The sequence below is a fragment of the Desulfoluna sp. CYM3A genome, assembly GCF_056829965.1.
The window spans coordinates 976,916-997,016 of record NZ_CP186556.1 but is presented as its reverse complement, the minus strand read 5'-3'; the positions used below and the strand labels follow the sequence as shown (position 1 = coordinate 997,016).

The window sequence follows — 20,101 nt, the reverse complement described above, 5'->3', positions numbered from 1 at the left end:
ACGTGGACGCACGGCCCGGCGGGATCGGCCGGTGGTGTGGGAGCTTTATTCGGTGCCTTCGGCTTCCGCCCCGGAGGCCTCAGCCGGTTCGGCGGGCTTCTCCTCGGCGGGCTTGGCGCTCTCCAGCTTCTTCCGTGCTTTGCCCAGCACGGTTTTCACTGAAGCGCCATACTCCGTGGCACGTTCAAAATGGGTTACGGCTTCGGCCCAGGACTCCAGGTCCATGGCCACCAGGCCCTTGGCTTGAACATCTTGGCGCTCACCTCGTCGGGGATGTCCCAGTCTTCGGCCAGCTCGCACACCTGGCCGAAGTAGGGCTCCACCATCTCTGCCCGGCCTCGTGCTCGCCGTCGGCCCAGGCCAGGATGGTGTCGCAGAGGAAGGTGGCAGGTCCCGGCGGAACCGCTCGGGCATGGGCACGCCGTGCTCGATGCAGTAGAGGGCCAGGGCCATGCCTGCGTGGATGTCGGCGATGTCAAAGAGCCACACCAGGATCTGCCCAAGCAGGGGGTGGTCGGAGCCGGACGCCTTCAAGGTCTCCACCACGGGCATGTACGGGCACCAGGTGCTGGGCCTTCTCCGTCTCTTTCTGCTTCTTGCTGCGGATCAGCTTGAGCTTGGCCAGGTCGTCCTCCAGCTCCTTTTCGTAGCCGGTCAACGTCTGCTGCCTGGCGATGGGCGAGGTGGCGCATGGTTCCCAGAACAGCGAAGGACTCCCCCTTCCCCGTAGCCGGATCTTCTTTTTTCTTTTCCTGAAATCGTTTCATCAACGACATGGGTTTTCTCCTTCAATGAAGTGGGGGCCAGGGCCAGGAGGAAAGCCCCGGCCCCCGGTCATACCCGGGACACGCCCGGCGGTCATGCCCAGGTGGTCCCGTCGGGCTGAAGGAGCTTCACCTTGTCGAACTCCACGGCCACGACTTTCTGGGTCTCCACCACGTAGCCCTCGTTCCGGCTGTTGAAATCTTCCACGCGGTCCTTCTCGGGCTTGTCCTTGATGTGGCGCCTCCAGGAGCCGGACTGCACATAGATGGAGAGGTTGTCATGGCTGGTGATCACAATGCCCCTGCCGGGGAAGTTGCTGGGGGTCTCCCAGGGCAGCCCGCCGAAGGTGGCCAGGGCCGCAGGGGTGAGGGTCTTTTCGGAGGCGGTCTCACCCATGGCGATGGCAAGGGCCGCCTTTTCTTTGCCGACCAGCTCCAACCCGATAAGGGCCACCAGGCCCTGGCGGAGATACGGGGGATCCCCCTCCACCAGCTCCAGCACGGCGTGGTCCAGGTTGATGAAGTCGCCATCGGGGCCGATGCGGATTTCATTCTGCGCCTTCTCTCCGGTGGTGAGGATGTTGGCGCTCATCTTCTCCCGCATGTACTGGAGCCACCCCTTGTTCACGTCTTCCATCATGGGGTTGGCGTCCAGGTCGGTGTCCGGGGCCGCGCTGGTGCCGTGCCAGCCGATGATCTCCCGGTCCGTGGCCATGCGCTGCTGCACGTAGCGCTGGTAGCGCTCGGGAAGGTCCTGGAACTTGGCCCAGGAGTCCATGGTGGCGTAGCGGATGTAGGTGTCCGTGTTGGTCTGGTAGAGCCGGTAACCGAACGCGCTCCAGGCTCAGCAGGTCTTTGGGCTTGCGCTCGTTACCGTCCACGCTGGTGTCGGTGCGACCGGAAGCCGGACCGGCAGCGCCGCCCAGGATGTTCTGGCCTTCCAGGTCGTCAACAGTAATGACGTTGATGTTGGAGGAAGGTGGACTGCTCCACGATCTTGTCCTGAAGCTTCTGCTCCAGGGTGGGTTCCACGGTGAAGGTCTCATGGACGTTTTCAACGCCGTAGGTCTTCGCCAGCCGGGCTTCCATCTGGTGGAATGCGAGGCGAGATGTTTTGTTCATGGTCGGTGCTCCTTAATACGTATGAAGTGAAGGGAAGACGATCTCAGGCCATCACAGAAGCTCGTCGTGCTCCCCTGAAGGGTTGGGGTTCTCCCGGAACTGTGTGCCGGGCACGCGCTGTTCCATGCGCTCGGTCATGGTGTTGAAGGCCTTCGCCCATGGTATCCATGCTCGCCTTCAGCTCGGTGTACTGGGCCTCGCCTGCGGGTGCCGGGCTCTCCTCTTTTTCCCGCCTTCGCCGCCCTCGCCTTTTCCGCCATCTGCCGGGGGCGTCTTCAATGTCTCCATAAAGGTCTGCATGTGGCCGGCAAGGCCTTCCACGGCCTGCTGGGTTGCCTCAAGGGTGTCCTTGACGGCTTCGAATTGCTCTTTGTTCATGGGGTCGTCTCCCGTCTCTTCGTCGTGGTTTTCGTCTGTAAAAAAGTGGGCAAGCTTTCTGAAAAAGGTGGTCATGAAGCGGTCCTCATCGCCCATGAACTCTTTGCTCAAATCCGGCACCTCCTCCCCGGCGTACCGGGCGGTGAACTCCCGGCCCTTCATCTTGTTAAACCGCATCTCATCGGTACCCAGGGACGCGGGGGAATCGGTCATGGCCAGGCCCGTCAGGTAGGTTTTGCCCGTGGCCGCAAAGTCCTCAGTCACCTCAATGGAAAAGTGGAGGTACTCCTCCCACACCTGGTTCATCTAAAGCAGGAGCGGTTCGGGGAGATCTTGGCGTAAAGCTTCAGCACGCCGTCCACCTCTTCGGTCTTCAGCTCTCGCACGAATCCGTCAGGAACCGCCGCGCATGTGGTCGATCCAGATCTTGGCGGTGTAGGTGGCGGGGCTGTAGGTCTCGGCCATGTCGATAAACCACTGGGGCTGAAGCACCCGACCGTCCACGGTGGGGCCGGAGGTGGCGACACATTTCCAATCAGTCACAAGGGAGGAAGGCATGTTTTTTCCTTCGTAGGGGCGGTTCTCATGGGTTTCAAGTCATCAACACCCCCAACATAGGTGGCGGGAAAAGGACTGTACACGAAACCAATTCCGATTTTGGCGTTATCGGAATGGAAGTAAATCGGGCTTTGGGTTCGGGCTGGTATGCTCACGGCATGAGCCTTTACACACAGGAAATAAAAGACGCGGCCAAGCGCCTCTCCTGCGCCACCACACCCCCAAGGAGATCGCCGCCATCGTCAACGTGCCCCTGCGCACGGTGTACGACTGGCGCACCAAGGGGCAGTGGGACGACCTCCTCTCCACCGAAAGCGTAGAGGAGGCCATGGGCAGGCGCCTGGCCCTCCTCTCCGAGCGGGACAAAAACCAAGCTGGAACTCACCGAAATGAACAGCCTGGTGGAAAGCCTGGTGAAGCTTCGGCACAGCCGCATGCTCATGGAAGGAAAGGGACACCCCGGGGAAGGGTCGGAAGGGAATAAAAGAAAGGGCGCCTCCGGAGGGAAGCGCAAGCGGGGCAAAAAGAAAAACGACGTCACGGGCATCAAGGAAGACGACTTCAAAGTCAAGATGCACAAGCACTACTTCAGGTATCAGATGGAGCTTCGGGAAGCCCGGCACCACCGGTTCCGCATGCTCTTAAAGTCCCGGCAGATCGGGGCCACCTGGTACTTCGCCCAGGAGGCCTTTGAAGACGCCGTGCTCACGGGCCGGAACCAGATCTTCCTGTCAGCCACCCAGGACCAGGCCGAGGTGTTCCGGCGGTACATCGTGGGCATCGCCCGCCAGCACTTCGACATCGACCTGTCCGGCAACCCCATTATCCTCAACACGGAAAAAGGCCCGGCGGAGCTGCACTTCCTCTCCAACAACTCCAAGTCCGCCCAGAGCCATACCGGCAACGTGTACATTGACGAGTTCTTCTCGATCCAGAAGTTCAACGAGCTCTACAAGGTGGCCTCGGGCATGGCCTCCCAGAAGCGATGGAGAAAAACCGTCTTCTCCACCCCGTCCGCCGTCACCCATGAGGCCTACGACCTCTGGACCGGGGACCGGTACAACAAGCGCTTCAAGAGAAAGCGGGTGGAGTTCCCCGGCTTCAAGGAGATGCAGTCCGGCATCCTCTGCCCGGACAACGCCTGGCGCAAGATCATCACCCTGGACGATGCCGAGGCAGGGGGCTGCGACCTGTTCGACCGCAAAGACCTGGAGCTGGAGTACTCCCCCTCAGAGTTCGCCAACCTCTTCGGGTGCCAGTTCATGGACGACACCTTCAGGGGGTGCTCCGCTTTGCCGACCTGGAGGCGTGCCCCACCGATATCTCCCAATGGAAAGACCTTGATCCCACCACCCTCGCCCCTTCGGCAACTGCCCGGTCTGGGGCGGCTACGATCCCTCGCGCCACCGGGACGATGCCAGCTTTGTCATCGTGGCCCCGCCCTTGAAACCCGGCGGCACATTCCGTGTGATCAAGCGGTTCGAGTGGGTCAACAAGTCGTTCACCTGGCAGGCCGCCGAGATCAAGAAGCTCTGCGCCATGTACAATTTTACCTATATGGGCATCGATGTCACCGGCCCGGGCATGGGCGTGTTCGACACGGTGAAGACCTTCTACCCCCAGGCCACGCCATCCACTACTCCGTGGGCAGCAAGACCCGCATGGTCCTGAAGGCCCAGGAGATCATCACCTCAAACCGTCTTGAATGGGACGCCCAGGAGACCACCATCGCCCACGCCTTCCTCACCATCCGGCAGACGTACACCCCAACGGCCAGGTGACCTACTCCGCCAACCGAACGGACACCACCGGCCATGCCGACGTGGCCTGGTCCATCATGCACGCCCTTGTCAACGAACCCATCAGCCACGACCAGGCGCAAGGCGCTTGCGTGGAAGTTTTATAATCCGGAGGCAACACCCATGGGAAAAAAAAGAAAACAGAAAAAGGACCACATGAACGACCAGGGCGGCACCGCCGAGGCCTTCAACTTCGGAGAACCGACCCCCATCCTGGCAAGCCAGCTCCAAGACTACGTGGGCGTCTGGCTCCTGGACAACAGCAGCTACTACAGCCCCCCCCGTCTCCCTGGCAGGCCTGGCCCGGCTTCGCGGGGCCAACGCCTACCACGGCCCCCTGCTGGAGTTCAAAACCAACATGATCATACGGGCCTTCAAGGGATCGGCCGCGGTGCCCATGCTGCAGATGCTCCCCTTTGTCACGGACTACGTCACCTTTTTGAACGCCTACTTCCAGAAGATCACCAACTGGATGGGAGAGGTCATCGCCCTGGTGCACCTGCCCGCCATCAACATGCGCAGGATGAAGGAGCCAGGCCAGTACTGCATGCTCAACGTGGACGGCAGCCGCACGGACTTCCAGCCCGGGGAGGTGATCCACGTGAAGAACTACGACGTGGCCCAGACCATCCACGGGCTGCCCTCCTACCTGGGGCCATCCAGTCCATGCTCTTGAACGAAGACGCCACCCTCTTCCGGCGGCGCTACTATCTCAACGGGGCCCACGCCGGGTACATCTTCTATTCATCCGCCGCCACCCAGGGGGACAAGGAGCAGAACGCCATCCGGGACGCCGTGAAGTCCACCAAGAAGCTGGGCAACTTCCGCAACCTCTACCTCCACGTGCCCAACGGCAGGGAGAAGGATTTTCAGATCATCCCCGTGGGCGATTTTTCCACCAAGGACGACCTGGAAAAGATCAAAAACATCTCCCGGGACGACATCATCGCCACCCACCGCATCCCCCCGGCCCTGGCCAGCATCGTCCCCGCAGAAGCCCGGGGGGCGGACATCGCGAAGGCCGATATCGTCTATGAAAAAAACGAGATCGTCCCCATCCGCAACATCATCCTCCAAATCAACGACCATTTGACCGGCAACCGGCGGATAGCCTTTGACGAACCTGAATATGCACCTAAATTAAGGCTGAAAGGAATGAAGCCATGCGAATCAAATGCAATCGATGCGGCCAGGCCGCCACCATTCAGTCCAGCACCCAGATCTCCGACGAGTTCAAGCAGCTCTACTGCTCCTGCACCAACACCCTGTGCGGACATACCTTCGTCATGGACCTGGCGTTTTCACATACGTTGTCACCCAGTGCGGTGGATATCCCACCGGAGGCGTTGGCAAAGATCCGTAAAGGGGCGTCGAGGTGTGAGCAGAGGGAGATGTTTCAGGTGTTGCAGGCGGGGTGATGGGGATTGAAAATGGTGTGGAGATGGAGGGGGCTGTACCAGGTGTCAAGGGGAGGTCCCTTTTCCATTCGATTTTTTATCGTCAGTGCCAATAATCGTTTTAGGAAAAAGATTTTTCATAACAGCCATAAATGCGGCCAATACGTTTACGGTAACCCCAGTTATGAATGAAATAAGAACCTTATTATCCAAAGCTGGATAAAACTTCATGCTATCATTGCCAATGAATCTCATATTATGAAAAACAACTATACAAATCACAATTGTTAGTACAACAAAGCTACCTACTGCAAACATAAATGATTTACCAGCATATTCGTTTCTTAACTCTATATGCTGTTTTAATTTATCAATTTCTAACTTATCAAGTTGATTTCGATAGTGTTCATCTAGAAGCTTTAAGCTGGCTTAAGGGGCTTTCTGTATCAAATTTTTCTGGATTTTCATAAGCCGCTAATTCATCTAAGTATGCTGAAATACCTTGTGAATCTTCTTCAACTTCAATTGCTTTGATTTTGTCTAAGTCAATAGTATCGCCCATGGCATAAAACAATCCAATATATCAGCTATTTAATCTTGCCTCAAAATACTCTTTAATTATTTCATTTGGGATTTCTACATAATCTTCACCTCGGAATTTCTTTACAACTTTATCCCAGGGTGAATCAGGCAGATGCGTTATTTCAGACAACTGTATTCCAGACAGATGTCCATAAACTTCCCATATCTTTTTCCATTAAACTCTTGGGATATTGGTCATTTATAAGAGGCTCTTGTAATTCACCATAGACAAGTCCTAGCAAGTCGATTTATTCTTAAATTTTTAAAATGCTTAAACTCATGATAAATAGATGGTAATACTGGTCCAAATTTCCATGCCTGAAATTTTTCTTTTAACCAAAGGTTTTTCAGCCAAAGCTAACGACCACCCATGTCCAAAATAAATTAATTTTTGGAGTTTTAGTGGTGTTATCGTAGCATGCGTACATTCTGGCAATATCTAAAACTATTAAATTTACAGGCTTAAGCTATACTGTAGAATATACCTCCTTACTACGGTGTATATCTGACAATACAGAACTTGCAATTTCATCCATAATAAAATTTATACTCGAAAAGTAATATTTAAAAATCACAAAGTAATTTTGTGATTTGTCTTTAATGAATCATAGAATACAAAACTGAAAAAAACAATTAACAGATCATAAATCATATTTCAATGAATAAGTACATTTCCCATGCAGTGCATTATATGTCAATAATTCAACTCGAAAAACAACAAACCTTTGACATATAGGAAAATTTTACTCAACACACCAACCTAAAATTTCAACAACGTATAACTCTATTCGCTGTGCGGCCCCCACGACGAATAGGCACAGAAGAACAAAAAGAAGTGACAAAAAAGATCTGTTTGTCGGATGTGTAGGCCTAACATGGTGCTCCGCATTTGGAAACATGTCTTTGTGAAAAGAGCTGTTCCATATGCCAAGACGAACCCCTTCACACTGGACTAAGCCAATCATTCTATAGCATTAAGTAAAGCCTTAACCAATTGTTCACCAGTTGTGGCTGCATCGATCATACAAATGTCCATTTTCATTAACCTGGAGGCGAGTTGTTCATCTATTTCTATACGATCCAAAAAAAACATACGAGAGTTACTATTAAGTATCTTTTTTCTGCTTTGTAACCCAACTCAACTTATCTGTTGTAAAGAGCGTAGTATTTGACAAATAAATTCTTGAAAAGACAGAGGGCGAAAAATTCTTTTTTGTCAAAAGAGACGAATGGGTCTCCAATAGAAAGCTTTTTGACCGTCTTTTCACCATAGTTCATCAAATCCTGGACAATCTCATAAATATTTGTGGGTAAAAAAACAGTAGTATCCACTCCTTTCTCAGAACATTCTTGGGCTATTTTCTTCTCGAATGCACTGCCACCCAATAAAATACTCAGACTGTGAGATTGACATATCTTTATTATTTCCTGAATTTTATTTATCTCATATTCACTTGGTTTTGTGCTGCATACAACGGTGATATCAAACTTGAAACGTTTAGTATCTACTCCATAAGAATAAAGGGTCTTTTCCGTCAACATTTTAAGCTTTTGTGGGTATTCATATGATGAAAACTCGACACTATTTATACCAAACTCAGTTAACAGGTTTAGATCCAAAACATTAGTTTTCTTTATATTCTTTGAACTTTTTGGCTCGAAAACAAGAATATGAGCCGGAGAATCATGCAAATATTTCTTAATTAGTGACTTTACGTTCTCCCATTTTAACCCACCATGCCCACAACCAAGTGCAGGAAGGGTAACGACTTTTTCAGGTTGATCTTTTAAATATGATGCAAGCCAAACAAGGCCATCTTCAACATATTTGTATTCAGAAGGATTTCTCCAATTGTCTTAGTCGGATAGTTTATAATCGTAACCCCTTTTGAAAAGAGATCTCCCTCATGCCAAACATCTGGAATCCCGGGTTTAATTTTACCAGCCTTACATTTTTTAACATAATCCTTGAACATATCAGGGTATTTTCTCTTAAATGCCAATGCAACACCAGCACCCATAACGCCGACACAATTAACCGTGTTGACCCTAATATCTGCATCGTAATCGAAAAAGTCACCTGATATAAATTCAACCATTGTCATTACCTAAATTTTCTATTACTTTTGTTCTAAGCTCATTTATAGCAGGCCTATAAATATCCGCCCAAACACTCTGAATCGATTGCATATCTGAAACACCAAGTGCTATGAGCATATTCAGTGTATCTATATTATCTACTATATCAAATAACTGTTTCTTATCTCTATCTTTTGCAACAATATCGCCCACAAGGTCATGATACGCAACAAGCTTTATGATTCTTTCAATATCATACAAATCCAATCCACCAATTTCATGAGTCAAGATTCGCTCCAACAGTGGCAAAGCTCTTGGATGGTTACTATCAACTTTCTGGCGCCCATCTTTTTTGGACTTTTTAACTTGCCTATGTCATGGAAATAAGCTGCTATTTTAACGATTTTTTTGTTATGCGAATCTAATTGCTCATATTCAGATATTGAAACAAGTATTCGAACGACAGAGCGCGTGTGACTACCTACATTTTCAGGATGTACATCATTATCAGTTTCCAACGAATCTATTTCTGCCAGCTCATCGATACAACCAAAATTGGCATCTATAGACTGAAGCGCAATTTGAAGATTTTGATATTCAGGAGTGCAACCCGATCTTTTATCAGCGATATTATCAATTGTTCTTTTTACAGCTAAACTTAAGTCAATTGGACCAGCGACAATAGATGCTCCTTTATCACGTTTAAAATCTGTAAAATAATGATAATCATCAAATTTCACAGGTGGCGGTGTAACTCCTTTATTGGCAAACTCGCGCAATACACATGATCTTACTGAACCATCCAAACATCTATATGGCTGATATCAGACAGACTGACACTTTGAGGAATTAATAGCTCAGCCATCTTTCTATGGCGTTGGTCATCATCTGTATACCCCCATGAGTTAGATTCTATGGTATTCCAATCAATTAGTGTATCTAACATACAGGCACAATCATGCTTGTAAAAATTTGGGGGATCCTCGGTATTCGCAGAAGCATCTGAAAAAAAACCTGTCCTTCTTTCAAGTATATCTAAAGAAACCGCAAAATAAATTAGCAGACATTGATCAATGTTTTTTTTGTTAATAATGGACAATTGCATTGAAGTCAGCCTTGCAAAATAAAAAGGGACAAAATCATGAACACACTTACCGCCTGATCCGGGAACAATCATTTCACTCCGTCTTCTTTGTATCCCATTTTCTGCAACATCAGTATGGTTTATCCCCCTATTTTTTTTTCATTTGTACATAAAAGGCCACTCTCAAGAATAGACGACAGGTTATCTAACACAGTAAAATGATAGGCATATTTTCCTCTTAAACTTTTCGGAATACTCATTATATCACCTCTTTGTTATAAACAAAAATCCATCCATGACAGTAGACACAATCACACTCTGAATTCAAAGAAGCATACACCTATACTCAACAATTTAGCAACAGTATTAATTTCAAAAAAGGCTCGACTATTGCCGAGCCCTAACTTTATTATATCTATTTTTCAGCATATTAACATCGGATAAACAGAGGTTTCATCACAGGCCAAAACAGTCGGCCTCATTTTTTTCGTGTTGTCACCGCAGACTATTTTGCGATCACACTTGAAGTATCGATCACTTCAATCTTTCTTTTAAAAATATCAGAGTGTTCAAAATACAAATTTGCTGCAATGTAAGAAAGGCCAAAAATAAGAATTATCCACAGCCACCATTTAGAATACTTTGAAACCTGCCTTTCAAGATAAATACGATTCTCAACAATAACCGGATCAATGCATTCATCAATTTCTGAAGCCATTAATACTTTTTGATAGTTCAATTTTAATATTTTTTTGATAGTATTTGCAGCGTTCTCAAATTGATGTAATATTCAAATCTCATCATTGCACGCCAAACAAGAGACACAATGCAAAGTATTACTACAATCCCTAAATAAATATCTGAGAACACACTTTTAGACCCGGTATCTTTTAAGCCATTAACAACAACAACTGTCAGTATAAATGTTATGAAAATAAAAACACTACTTTTAAACGAACTGAGAAGTTCATCGGCCATAGCATAAGTCTTGGAAGATGATTCGATAACAAACTCTCCAATCTTATTTTTCACATCTAAATAACTTTTAACATTATCCTTCAGATATATTTGATAGTTAACTTGACAGCTTCCCAAACTTCTTTATCAAATTTTATTTTACCTTCTGAGTCAAGATGAATAGAAAGCACATTTCTAACCAATCCAATTTTATAGAATCTTCCCCTCATAAGCCCATGCGTATATTTTATATAATAATTTATAGTTATGGTCTTCAATATTGGAAGCAGAAACATAGAGAAATCGATTTATACCCCGAAATTTTATAGTTCAGCAATAAGTATCAGTAAAAGAGGATGAATTGGAAATCAAAAATAAGAAAGAGAGTACAGATGAAATATTTTTAAAGATGGTATTTAAATCCGTATTCTCAGATTCTTTAAAACGAATCAAAAATCATTTGGCAAGAGTTTGAGTGTAAAATTTGAAGTTGTTGCATTATCAGAAAACAGTAAAGAAAAAATATTACCTCGGTTGTAGACAGCATTGTTTGCGACAATTGGGTCACATGATGTATTTGCCTGCAACAAAACGAATCGTACTGCTTCCAAAACCATCAAATTTTGAAAACACTTCAAATTTAAGCTCATAGGAAAAGATATTAGAAACATTGTTTATTGTATCAATTTGAGACTATACTATTTTAAGTACTTTGGAGAGAAAAATCAACAAAGTATATGGAAACACATTTGTTGCTAACATTTTTGTTAATTTTAAGTTCAATCTCATAATCTGAATCTTCAGGAAAAATCATCTATATGAGACTTAATTTTTCCATGACTCAAAGTTGTTCAATCAGAATTTTTCTCATCAGTACCCTCTATTTCAAGAAACATTAACATTTTTAAAAGGCTGTTTATCAGGCAGAGTTTTTAACTCGTCAAAAAATTTCGGAACAAAATAAAACAGGAATCGTAGGTTTTATGACAAGCCTTGAAGAGTCAAAAGTTTCTTCAATTGTAGCAGCATCAAATGTTTTGTTGTATTTTAAGTATTCTATCAACATAAAATTAAGTTCTCTTTTTAGCCTTGAACATCATTCATCCGGCGAGTCTACAACAACTAATTTTTTTCCATCCCTTGCTATTTAGACCAAACTTTATCTTCCAAATTTTCAATACCATCATCAATGGAGATAGTTATTTCTCGACTAAGCTTAAATTTGACTCCTCGGAAACTATGATGGGACTAAGTTAAAAGAGGAATCAAATTTTTTTTTCTCTGGTAACTGACGAAGCTTATCAAGATCTTTTTGTAATTTTTCTTTTAACGCAGATTCTGGTTCCGTCATTCCTAAAAGTATTTGTTATAAAATCATCGAACCTCAACTACTCCCCTGTTGCTTAAATGCAGAAATTGTCGCATTTCGGAGTACTGTATAGTCTGTTGGGAGAATCTTCCTTAATTATATTAAGATATTTTATCACCTCTTTTGAAGCAGTTTTTGTATTCAAAGAGTCGCTCTTATTTTGTTTAAATCCAAAAAACCTTTCCACCAATAGACTGATAGTATATTGTTCTATCATAAATATAGACATCCAGATCCATTCCAAAGGTAGTCTTGCAAGCTTTTTGTATATTTTCTTTGAAATTGCCAGTCCTATTTTTCTCTTGAAATATTTTGCTTTCGTCCAAGAAAGCTGATGCTCTGTCTTCACACCCTAGGATCTGAAATATCAGTTCCTTTATCTCTGAATAAAAACTGAAGGAAACTTCCTTTTTTTACATGCCCGTCACCTGATGACGATAAGTGGCAGAGACGATTGTTGTGGATTATAAATTTCTTCCTCTAACAACTTCTGAGCTAAACATTTTGAGGCTTTCTCACGGACAAATCCTGTTGTCATTAATTGAAATTAATGCTTGATCAACTTTTGATTGTTTTTCTCGTGTAAATTCATAGCTCGCTTTTGTTTATCGCCGCTAATCTTTTTAAGCAAATCTGACGGAATTGATTTTCTAAATCATTTTTTATCATCTGTTATATTTTTGTCTTCTAAGATGACCTTATCAACATCTCTTTGATAGAAGGACACTACTTATTATTCGGCCTTTGATCCACCTCGTCCAATTGTTTTACGGCTTCCATTTATGGTTCCTTTTTAGCTGTCAAATTAAGGAAAAAGCTTAATAGAATAAATAATCATCAATATTTGTCCCGAACAAAAACACGCAAAAGAATCTATTCATTTTACCTTATCAACATAAACCCTATTCAATTTATATATTATATTGTCATAATTCTTGAGACTCTACGATCATTTCATCAGATTTTATGGTTAATACTTAAGCATAAACTCAACAATCCATCAACAGTATTTAAGTCAAACAAAAAAAGCCCCGACCTCACCAGGGGCTTTTCATTTGGTTTCTTTGTATTTTTTTTCTTCGGGCAGATTTTTGAGAATAGTTGGTCGGTAGTCCCAGCAATTTTTCTGGTAACCTTTTGGCCTGCCATGAATCTCATATAATGTATTGTTTCAAGGGGTTGAAAAAAATCAATTTTGCTTGTTGGTGCAGTTGACAATGGCCTGGGTACTCACGTCTTAGGGTGCTGAGCCCTTTGGTTTGCCGCCTGTTCCACCCTCGGTCGAAAAAGAACATGTGGACGTTGGCTTCGTAGATTTGGCGAGCGCGTGTCTGGCTGGCGTTTGAAAAGCCGACCGGCTTCCGCAAAGCTTTTGCCTTCAGAGCACGGCGCGGGTGAGTTTGATGTTTCGGGTTTTCTGTTCTGGTTGGCCTATGGGGTCCTCCGTGGTCTGCGGTTCAGCCGTGCATGGCCGTGGGGGTGTTTGTGCCGATGGTTTTCACCATGCCCTGGATGAGGCCGCCCACGGCGGTGGGGCCGGAGATGGCCTTGACCTCGTCGCATTTGCGGTGGGCTTTGTAGGCGGCGGCCATGTTGCGGAGGAACCAGCTTCGGTCGCTGTCGGGGTGGCGCAGATGGACTTCCAGCCGAGCTGGGAGACGACCCGGTTTGTGACGGGGTCCTCGAAGACTGGGCAGGCGTAGACGCCGTGGCCGGTGGATGGCATCCCACACGAGGAGGGCCTGGACCGATGCCTTGTCGTCGGCGCTGCCCTCGATGGCCTCCACGAAGTCGGCGATGGTGGGCATGGTGGTGTACTTGCGGGTCCGCACGATCTGGAGGGCGGCGGCTTCGATCTGGCCATGGTGCAGTTGCCCAGGGCCTTAGTAGTCGAACTTCAAGAAAATGGGGCTCAAGCTGGACGCCGTAGTTCTGGCCGATGCCGATCCGTGGTTGTGGCAAAGTGTTTCCCTTCTCCGACGGGTTCAGCATGGCACCCAGGAACTCGGCAGCAACGCGGGTGTTGTGGGCCAGAAGCTCAGATCCCTGGAGCCTGCCGGTTGGGCGCATGGATTGCTTGGGCGGAGGGCATGGGTGTACTTCGTCTTCCCAGCGCTGCCCGTTGATCCAGGTGACGGCATCGGGCGGGAGACTCGCAGTATGTGTCCCGGAGCCGGATGATGTCGGCGATGATCTGATCCGGGTTGTTGCGTTTGCGGCGTTGGCTTCCACCAGGCATCGAAGGCTTTTCGCTTGTTGCCCTTCCTGCCCCTGCGGGCCGGGTACTCTGCCCAGAACGTTTCGAACGCGGGGTGGTAAGCTTTTGTGGGACGACCTGAAAACTCGGGCTTGGGTTTGGCTTGCTGGCTCGGCTCCTCTCCCGCCTCCGGCAGGAGCAAAGGTTTTTGTTTTGTGTTTGGAATGTGAAGGGAAGGGAAAGGAAAGGGGCCGGGGACTGGCTGGCCTTCGCTGGCGACCGGCTGGCGATTCGCCGGGGCCTCGCCGGAAAGCCGCTCGGGCTGGCTCAGGGCATCGTACTCTTCCCGGGAGATGGCCTTCACGCCCTGGGCTTTCAATTCGTCGTACTTGGCTCGGTTGACCTGGGCGAGCCTGGAAAAGCGGGATGCGTCTGCCCTGTCTTTCACCTTGTGGGCCCAGGGCTGATGGCGCCGGTCTGAATGATGGCGTCATCCCCTTCCGGATCTTTGGTGAGCCAGTGGGTTTCCACCAGGGCATCCACCAACACCTTGGGGTCTTCCATCCAGTTGCAGGCATCGGCAATGTCTTCCTGGTCCCATCCCTCCAGGTAGCCGGAGGGGCGATCCACCCCCGCGGCGATCGCACCCGCCAGGTCTATGGTACACCTCGGCCCCGACGCCCGAGGCAGAGAACGTTTTCTTTTCTGTGATTACTAAAGGCAATGGACAATCGAATATATTGATCCCGTCTTATCACTCCGCTCAGCGTCCAGCTTTGATTTCAAGCTCTCCACGTTCCCCTGCTTCGATCATGGCAAGATCTTGCCGCATCTCTTGAAGCAGCATCCCGGCCTCCTCTTCGATGAGTTCACCCAGACCTTTGGCCCGGCGATCTGGGTCCAGCCGCCGCAAGGTGTGATCCTGACATCCTTCATCACCTCACTTGCCAGGGGTCGGCAGCAATTTTGTGGCCCCAGCCTCAATCCGTTCTACCTGATCTATGTGTTGCCGAGCTTCATGGCCCAGGGACCGGCGGCTCCGCATAACGCCCCTCCGTTTCAAAACAGTATTGATGTGTCACTTCATCGTCCCTTTCAATGAAGGCTGCCGCCTGCTGGGCAACGATTGCATTGCCGTAACCGCCCATCGCGCCGATTATGGCGGACTCCCCATGAGCCAGCGGGAATGCTCGGGTCTAACTTCGCCAGCACATCCCATCCCTGCAGAAAAGCCAATCAACATCTCGCCAGAAGCCGTTAGTCGGGCCCGCAGGCCGGTCAAACTCTGCGGTGGCATATAGATGATCGGTTGACTGTTTCCCGGCACTGCCCCGACTGCCTGCCGCAATTGATCGCGGCCACGTCGCCAACGCCGCGATGTCCTGCAAATTCTGCTGCCGCCCTTGCGCTTTTCGTTTCATAACCAGCATCGGGTCCTTGTATCTCCCCTTGACATTCATTGTGTTTGGCCTGGGCCAAGAACTCAGGAGAACAGCATCCTCGGAATTTCTTTCAACCGCTGAATTCGGTAAGCCTTGCTTTCTGAGCCCCACAATTCATTGTCGGTCTCGGCCATGTGGATCATGTGACTTGTTGTGTCGATCAACTGTGGCTGTTCATCCCAGGCGTTTCTGTTTCGCCCCTTCGCCGTCGCTCGCTGCGGGCCTCCGCCACCCAGTAAAGTCTTTCGCTTTCATCGGCACACCGACACCACATGCCGCAAAAGAGACACGCCCGACGGCGTAGTGCTCAACTCCAATGATGCTCTCCACAATGTCGCCCCAAGCTTCTCGTTTTTTCCTGCAACCTGCTCGCCAAAGACGATTGAAGGGCGGGTGCGCTCTTTTCGATGAGCCTGTGAAACTCGGGCACCGATGCCTACCGTCCGCATACCAGTCGTGTCCGCAATCTGTGCAGCGGAATACCCCTGTTCGATAAGCATGCGGTAGAGAGTTCCAGCTACCGCACTTCGGGCAGCTCTTTTTGCCTGCGGTGCTAAATGGGGGGCATGGGCAGGATCCGGTCCAAACCGGGCGATCATCTGGCCATCCTGCTTGCCTGAGGGCGTAGCACCAAACGCCGATACCAGCGAAGAAGTGGCATTGGGCATATCCGCGAAGGTCATCTGGGTTAACATCTTCGATACTCCTCTCATCTACATCCCCGCCTGCAATGAGGCCCCGGGGTATCAAGTTCCCGCAGCCATGCCGCCGCCTTGGGGTCGACTTCATTGTAGTAAGCCGTCATGTCATTGCCTTTGGTATATGGGTGCCGATGAGGTTGTGGCTCTGGCCCCAACAACATCAGGCCCCATATTCATTTCATTGTCTGTTGATGGTTATGCGTAGATGACGTCGAACTTGGCCTGCTCGGTTTTGATCACCAAGATCAAAGGAGCCGAACGCCTGGAGGGCTTCCCAGGTTTCTTCTCGCAATCGGCCAGCTCGCCTTTGTCCAGGCGATCATCGTTGCTCAGGCCCTCGGCCAGGGCCTTGATGGCCTCGGCGGATTCTTTGGCCATGGTGGCGCAGTACTGCACCCAACTCAGGGCGTTCATTTCAACCCCGGGTTCGGGGATGGGCAGGCTGATGCGACCAAACCGGCGGTTCATCTCGTCCAGGCTGGTGAGGTTTCCGGTTTCATCCAGAAGCACCATCCAGTCCAGCACCCCAAGCTTGTTGGTCCTGCGGCCAACGGACCGGGGATCCACATCTGCGTACAGAGTCTGGGGCCTGACGCGGCGATAGGCCAAAGTCTTGACACCATGGGCTTTCACATCACGCTGAATGCCCCCTAAAAGTTCAACGAATTCACTTTTGTACATGAGTCGCTCCGCTAATTTCCGGTTATCTATTCGATTTGAAAGTGAAATACTGTTGTTACAGCAAGCCCCACTCAACTTTTTTTGCTTGCGTCACTCAACATTTATGGCAATATGGAACCACTCAACATTTGGGTGGCCAAATTTCCGAGGGTTTCTTGCCAAGGGTTTCAATAATCAAGCCCCTGACGGGTGAACTTGCTGGATGTGTCAAGCCAGACATGACATGGCTCACCATTGAGCGCGTAACCATCGCTTTTCTTGCAAGATCCACAGGGCGAACTGCCTTCGCCTTGAGGGCCTTTTTGATTTCATCTTTGGTCATGGCCTCCTCCTATGTTGATCTATCATCATTGAGTGAGCTAAACGTCTGATGGATCAGAACTGAGTGTCAACAGTCACGTTACATTTTCCAACGCTACAGATCCTCAAAAATATGATAACCTAAATCAGCTGGAATTGCAGCAGACGCCAGAGCGATAGGCGTTGCCCAGCAACATTTCACACTTACATTAAGGGCAGATCTCCATCTGTTGAGACCCTAACGGGAATGCGGGATACATTCTCAATAAATATAAACTGGCTGCTAACGGGTAAGGGGGAAGTGTTGGCGAAGGGGACAGAACTCCTGAAAATACTCAAGAAAGCCTGTCAATGGATCTTAGTGCTTTGCACCGCATCATAAAATGGGTTAAAGAAGCGAAAAACGAAGGTAAAGAGCTGGTGCAGAAAAAAAAGCCAGTTATTCCCTGCCTATGAATACTTCACCTCGCCTGAGGACGGAAAAAGTGTTGATGATAAGGGGATGAATCAACTTTTTAGGCTGGTTGTATAATTGCTATATAAGGGTTTTTTTTATGTCAAATGAGCTACTTTTATCTTTCCGGGATTATGTAAATCACGTTATTTTAACCACAGATAACTAACATTTCTTTCCACTTTAATACTATTCATGCTTAGGTCATGAATAACAAGAGCTCAAAAACTAGATGGGATTGTGGTATGATGAAAGACTTGAAAACCACAAAGAAGCTTTAAAACGTGAATATTGAAAAAAAGTATTGAAAGTTTAAAGCATGAGTTTGAATTAACAGTTGAACAATACAAGTCTGAACTTGCTTCTTTAGAGCACATAAAAAACACCAAATACAACAGAGTTGATGCAGATCGATCCGAAGCAATTAAGCAGATCAATAAAAATCTTTTTATCATTAGAAAAAAGTGCCATGGAAATGAGTAAGGAACTTAGCGATCCCCATTTACTTTACTCATAGCCCACTCCACCCAGACTCAATCATGGAAGATATTGATTCCAAAATTAGCAATTTTAAATCATCTACGGAAAGGGCAATGGACAATTTGTCACTAAATTCAATATATTTAGACAAAGAAACATCAGCTAAAATTTTTCAAATTTTAAATATATAATTAGTGAGACAAAATCGTTTATGGATCCTGTCATTGATGCTATTGCTACAGACTATGATTATACCCCTCTCAAACATCAAGGATGATTACCAAAAACTTTTTGATCAGTTTTATGCAACGCCAAAAAAAGAGCTTATGTATAAGATAGACCGATTGCTTAAACATGGAGTTTGCATTAGATCTTGACCAAAAGGCCACGAGCGATAAATAGACATCTCTTTTTAAATATATAGAGACGCGAAGCCATTGAAGCCCGGCTGCATGCCCTCGTAAACGAAGCCCCCCACCAGACAAAAGCCACCTGCAAACCTGCTCGACCCGTCACCCCACAGAAGACATACAGCAAGGCCACCATGGCCGCCCTGATCCTGGGCGGGGCCATGCTCGGCGCCCTGGCCATGGGGATCTTTCGGGGTCATTCCGTGCCCCGGACGGCCGTGCCCGAGGCGGTGGCCGTGGCGGGTGATTCCGGTGAGGCTTCCGGGATAGACACCTTCCTCTTGTACGTGGGGGTGGGCCGCCTGCGGAAATAAGACAGATCATAAAAAAACCACCCCGGATGCCGGGGTGTTTTTTTTTGTGTTGTTCCTGTCGGTATATTCGGCTACCTTGAAAATCTCTCACCCCGATAAACATCGGCCCATATCCGGTCCTTCCGGCATGGGCCTTTTGTATTGGCCCCGGAAGGCGTTATTCAAGCTTTAAGGGGAGAGATCATGACCCACACCATTTGCCACACCCAGGCCGCGGTTCGCGGCCCCAAATCCACACTGCCCCTGGAGGAGATCCAGCGCCTCCTGGACGAAGGCCACAAGCAGACAGACGTGGCCCAACTCTTCGGTACCAGCCAGCCCACCATCAGCCGCCTTTGCCGAAACACCCACTCGGCAGCGGCCAGGAAAAAACCCAAGGACGGCCCCATCTGCACCTGCTGCGGCCAGCACACCGTGGCCAAGGGAAACCGGTTTCTCTGTTCCTGGTGCTTCACCCACGCGGACACTGCCGGACCTGCGTTTTCCGAACACGCCCTGGCCGTCTGAACCGGACACCCCTTCAGATGGTCTATGGATAGATCCCCTCAATACAATGGAGTTGGTTTCATGGAGTTGACACACAGTGACATGGAGGCGATGGCGGCGGCCATCGCGGGAAAAGTGGCGGACACCCTGCGGGCGGAGCAGACCGTTCAACGGTGGCTCACCCTGGAGGAAGCGGCGGGGTATGCCAAGGCGTCCAAGAACACCCTGCGCGGCTGGATCAATGCCGGGTACATCAACGGGTTCAAGCGGACGGGAAAGCTGAGCTATCGTGGACCGGGAGTCCATCGACGCCTGGTACGCATCTGAAACAATTCAATTTTAACGCGAATAGCATCCACGGATTCAGATTGACATGGCAGTAAAGCTCTCTTACGGTGTCACCATGCCCAGGCTCTGGAGACACACCGAACACGATACCTACTACGCACTCTGGCAGGAGAACGGCAAACAGCGCCGCAAGGCCCTGTGCGTGCCGGTCGAAGCGCGCCACCAAAGACCCGAAGCTGGCCCGGAAGCTCTTCACCCA

The 20,101-nt window shown here is 48.8% G+C and carries 26 protein-coding genes and 1 pseudogene; 7 read left to right on the top strand and 20 right to left on the bottom strand.

Annotation, left to right across the window (positions count from 1 at the left end; genetic code table 11):
- Window positions 1–45: 45 nt before the first annotated feature.
- The 6 genes and pseudogenes from gpM to ACOYW1_RS05225 all read right to left on the bottom strand — a co-directional run bounded on the left by gpM (window position 46) and on the right by ACOYW1_RS05225 (window position 2,822).
- Window positions 46–552, bottom strand: coding sequence for a phage terminase small subunit (gene gpM / locus ACOYW1_RS05250; RefSeq protein WP_482421944.1), 507 nt, complete (start codon window positions 550–552; stop codon window positions 46–48).
- Window positions 476–658 carry a hypothetical protein gene (locus tag ACOYW1_RS05245; RefSeq protein ID WP_482421943.1) on the bottom strand — a complete coding sequence of 61 codons (183 nt, stop codon included), beginning with the start codon at window positions 656–658 and terminating at the stop codon, window positions 476–478. Before ACOYW1_RS05245 ends, gpM begins: the two co-directional genes overlap by 77 nt.
- A 200-nt stretch (window positions 659–858) precedes the next feature.
- Window positions 859–1,584: pseudogene (locus ACOYW1_RS05240) on the bottom strand (P2 family phage major capsid protein); the annotation flags it as partial.
- Between the two features lie 128 nt (window positions 1,585–1,712).
- A complete protein-coding gene (locus tag ACOYW1_RS05235; RefSeq protein WP_482421942.1) occupies window positions 1,713–1,886 on the bottom strand; it encodes a P2 family phage major capsid protein in 174 nt (57 codons plus the stop codon).
- 177 nt (window positions 1,887–2,063) lie between these two features.
- Window positions 2,064–2,570, bottom strand: a complete 507-nt coding sequence (locus ACOYW1_RS05230; protein WP_482421941.1) for a GPO family capsid scaffolding protein — start codon at window positions 2,568–2,570, stop codon at window positions 2,064–2,066.
- 87 nt (window positions 2,571–2,657) lie between these two features.
- Entirely contained in the window at window positions 2,658–2,822 is a 165-nt protein-coding gene (locus ACOYW1_RS05225) for a GPO family capsid scaffolding protein (RefSeq protein ID WP_482421940.1), read from the bottom strand.
- A 142-nt stretch (window positions 2,823–2,964) separates the two neighbouring features.
- Here ACOYW1_RS05225 and ACOYW1_RS05220 point away from each other — a divergent pair, with 142 nt between their 5' ends.
- The 4 genes from ACOYW1_RS05220 to ACOYW1_RS05205 all read left to right on the top strand — a co-directional run bounded on the left by ACOYW1_RS05220 (window position 2,965) and on the right by ACOYW1_RS05205 (window position 6,049).
- A complete protein-coding gene (locus ACOYW1_RS05220) occupies window positions 2,965–3,306 on the top strand; it encodes a terminase gpP N-terminus-related DNA-binding protein (RefSeq protein ID WP_482423663.1) in 342 nt (113 codons plus the stop codon).
- Window positions 3,212–4,603 (top strand): terminase large subunit domain-containing protein, encoded by a 1,392-nt coding sequence (locus ACOYW1_RS05215; protein ID WP_482421939.1) that lies wholly within the window; start codon window positions 3,212–3,214, stop codon window positions 4,601–4,603. The genes ACOYW1_RS05220 and ACOYW1_RS05215 overlap by 95 nt, the downstream gene beginning before the upstream one ends.
- A 376-nt stretch (window positions 4,604–4,979) precedes the next feature.
- The gene (locus tag ACOYW1_RS05210) at window positions 4,980–5,297 is read left to right on the top strand and encodes a hypothetical protein (protein WP_482421938.1); all 318 of its coding nucleotides are present in this window, start codon (window positions 4,980–4,982) and stop codon (window positions 5,295–5,297) included.
- Window positions 5,288–6,049: a hypothetical protein gene (locus ACOYW1_RS05205; protein ID WP_482421937.1), complete on the top strand. Its 762-nt coding sequence runs from the start codon at window positions 5,288–5,290 to the stop codon at window positions 6,047–6,049. Before ACOYW1_RS05210 ends, ACOYW1_RS05205 begins: the two co-directional genes overlap by 10 nt.
- A 35-nt stretch (window positions 6,050–6,084) precedes the next feature.
- On the opposite strand, the gene ACOYW1_RS05200 is transcribed toward ACOYW1_RS05205, so the two are convergent.
- The 14 genes from ACOYW1_RS05200 to ACOYW1_RS05135 form a co-directional block, all read right to left on the bottom strand.
- Window positions 6,085–6,336, bottom strand: coding sequence for a hypothetical protein (locus ACOYW1_RS05200; protein ID WP_482421936.1), 252 nt, complete (start codon window positions 6,334–6,336; stop codon window positions 6,085–6,087).
- An 88-nt stretch (window positions 6,337–6,424) separates the two neighbouring features.
- Window positions 6,425–6,580, bottom strand: coding sequence for a hypothetical protein (locus ACOYW1_RS05195; RefSeq protein ID WP_482421935.1), 156 nt, complete (start codon window positions 6,578–6,580; stop codon window positions 6,425–6,427).
- A gap of 239 nt (window positions 6,581–6,819) precedes the next feature.
- Window positions 6,820–6,951, bottom strand: coding sequence for a type II toxin-antitoxin system antitoxin SocA domain-containing protein (locus ACOYW1_RS05190; RefSeq protein WP_482423662.1), 132 nt, complete (start codon window positions 6,949–6,951; stop codon window positions 6,820–6,822).
- Window positions 6,952–7,743: 792 nt separating this feature from the next.
- Window positions 7,744–8,292, bottom strand: a complete 549-nt coding sequence (locus ACOYW1_RS05185; protein WP_482421934.1) for a hypothetical protein — start codon at window positions 8,290–8,292, stop codon at window positions 7,744–7,746.
- A 95-nt stretch (window positions 8,293–8,387) separates the two neighbouring features.
- Entirely contained in the window at window positions 8,388–8,699 is a 312-nt protein-coding gene (locus ACOYW1_RS05180) for a macro domain-containing protein (protein WP_482421933.1), read from the bottom strand.
- Complete coding sequence (locus ACOYW1_RS05175) at window positions 8,692–8,967, bottom strand: hypothetical protein (protein ID WP_482421932.1); 276 nt, start codon at window positions 8,965–8,967, stop codon at window positions 8,692–8,694. Before ACOYW1_RS05175 ends, ACOYW1_RS05180 begins: the two co-directional genes overlap by 8 nt.
- A complete protein-coding gene (locus ACOYW1_RS05170) occupies window positions 8,964–9,419 on the bottom strand; it encodes an HD domain-containing protein (RefSeq protein ID WP_482421931.1) in 456 nt (151 codons plus the stop codon). Before ACOYW1_RS05170 ends, ACOYW1_RS05175 begins: the two co-directional genes overlap by 4 nt.
- A 50-nt stretch (window positions 9,420–9,469) precedes the next feature.
- On the bottom strand, window positions 9,470–9,907 hold the full coding sequence (locus ACOYW1_RS05165) for a DarT ssDNA thymidine ADP-ribosyltransferase family protein (RefSeq protein ID WP_482423661.1): 438 nt from the start codon (window positions 9,905–9,907) through the stop codon (window positions 9,470–9,472).
- 3,639 nt (window positions 9,908–13,546) lie between these two features.
- On the bottom strand, window positions 13,547–13,921 hold the full coding sequence (locus tag ACOYW1_RS05160) for a hypothetical protein (protein ID WP_482421930.1): 375 nt from the start codon (window positions 13,919–13,921) through the stop codon (window positions 13,547–13,549).
- An 809-nt stretch (window positions 13,922–14,730) separates the two neighbouring features.
- Window positions 14,731–14,916, bottom strand: coding sequence for a hypothetical protein (locus tag ACOYW1_RS05155; RefSeq protein WP_482421929.1), 186 nt, complete (start codon window positions 14,914–14,916; stop codon window positions 14,731–14,733).
- 133 nt (window positions 14,917–15,049) lie between these two features.
- Window positions 15,050–15,199: a hypothetical protein gene (locus ACOYW1_RS05150; protein ID WP_482421928.1), complete on the bottom strand. Its 150-nt coding sequence runs from the start codon at window positions 15,197–15,199 to the stop codon at window positions 15,050–15,052.
- Window positions 15,200–15,979: 780 nt separating this feature from the next.
- Window positions 15,980–16,423, bottom strand: coding sequence for a hypothetical protein (locus ACOYW1_RS05145; protein WP_482421927.1), 444 nt, complete (start codon window positions 16,421–16,423; stop codon window positions 15,980–15,982).
- Between the two features lie 201 nt (window positions 16,424–16,624).
- Window positions 16,625–17,110: a phage regulatory CII family protein gene (locus tag ACOYW1_RS05140; RefSeq protein ID WP_482421926.1), complete on the bottom strand. Its 486-nt coding sequence runs from the start codon at window positions 17,108–17,110 to the stop codon at window positions 16,625–16,627.
- 121 nt (window positions 17,111–17,231) lie between these two features.
- The gene (locus tag ACOYW1_RS05135; protein WP_482421925.1) at window positions 17,232–17,432 is read right to left on the bottom strand and encodes a hypothetical protein; all 201 of its coding nucleotides are present in this window, start codon (window positions 17,430–17,432) and stop codon (window positions 17,232–17,234) included.
- A 1,456-nt stretch (window positions 17,433–18,888) separates the two neighbouring features.
- Here ACOYW1_RS05135 and ACOYW1_RS05130 point away from each other — a divergent pair.
- The 3 genes from ACOYW1_RS05130 (at window position 18,889) to ACOYW1_RS05120 (ending at window position 19,881) form a co-directional block, all read left to right on the top strand.
- Window positions 18,889–19,068, top strand: coding sequence for a hypothetical protein (locus ACOYW1_RS05130; protein WP_482421924.1), 180 nt, complete (start codon window positions 18,889–18,891; stop codon window positions 19,066–19,068).
- 183 nt (window positions 19,069–19,251) lie between these two features.
- Complete coding sequence (locus ACOYW1_RS05125; protein ID WP_482417229.1) at window positions 19,252–19,575, top strand: hypothetical protein; 324 nt, start codon at window positions 19,252–19,254, stop codon at window positions 19,573–19,575.
- A gap of 60 nt (window positions 19,576–19,635) precedes the next feature.
- Window positions 19,636–19,881: a helix-turn-helix domain-containing protein gene (locus ACOYW1_RS05120; RefSeq protein ID WP_482421923.1), complete on the top strand. Its 246-nt coding sequence runs from the start codon at window positions 19,636–19,638 to the stop codon at window positions 19,879–19,881.
- The last annotated feature ends 220 nt before the right edge of the window (window positions 19,882–20,101 follow it).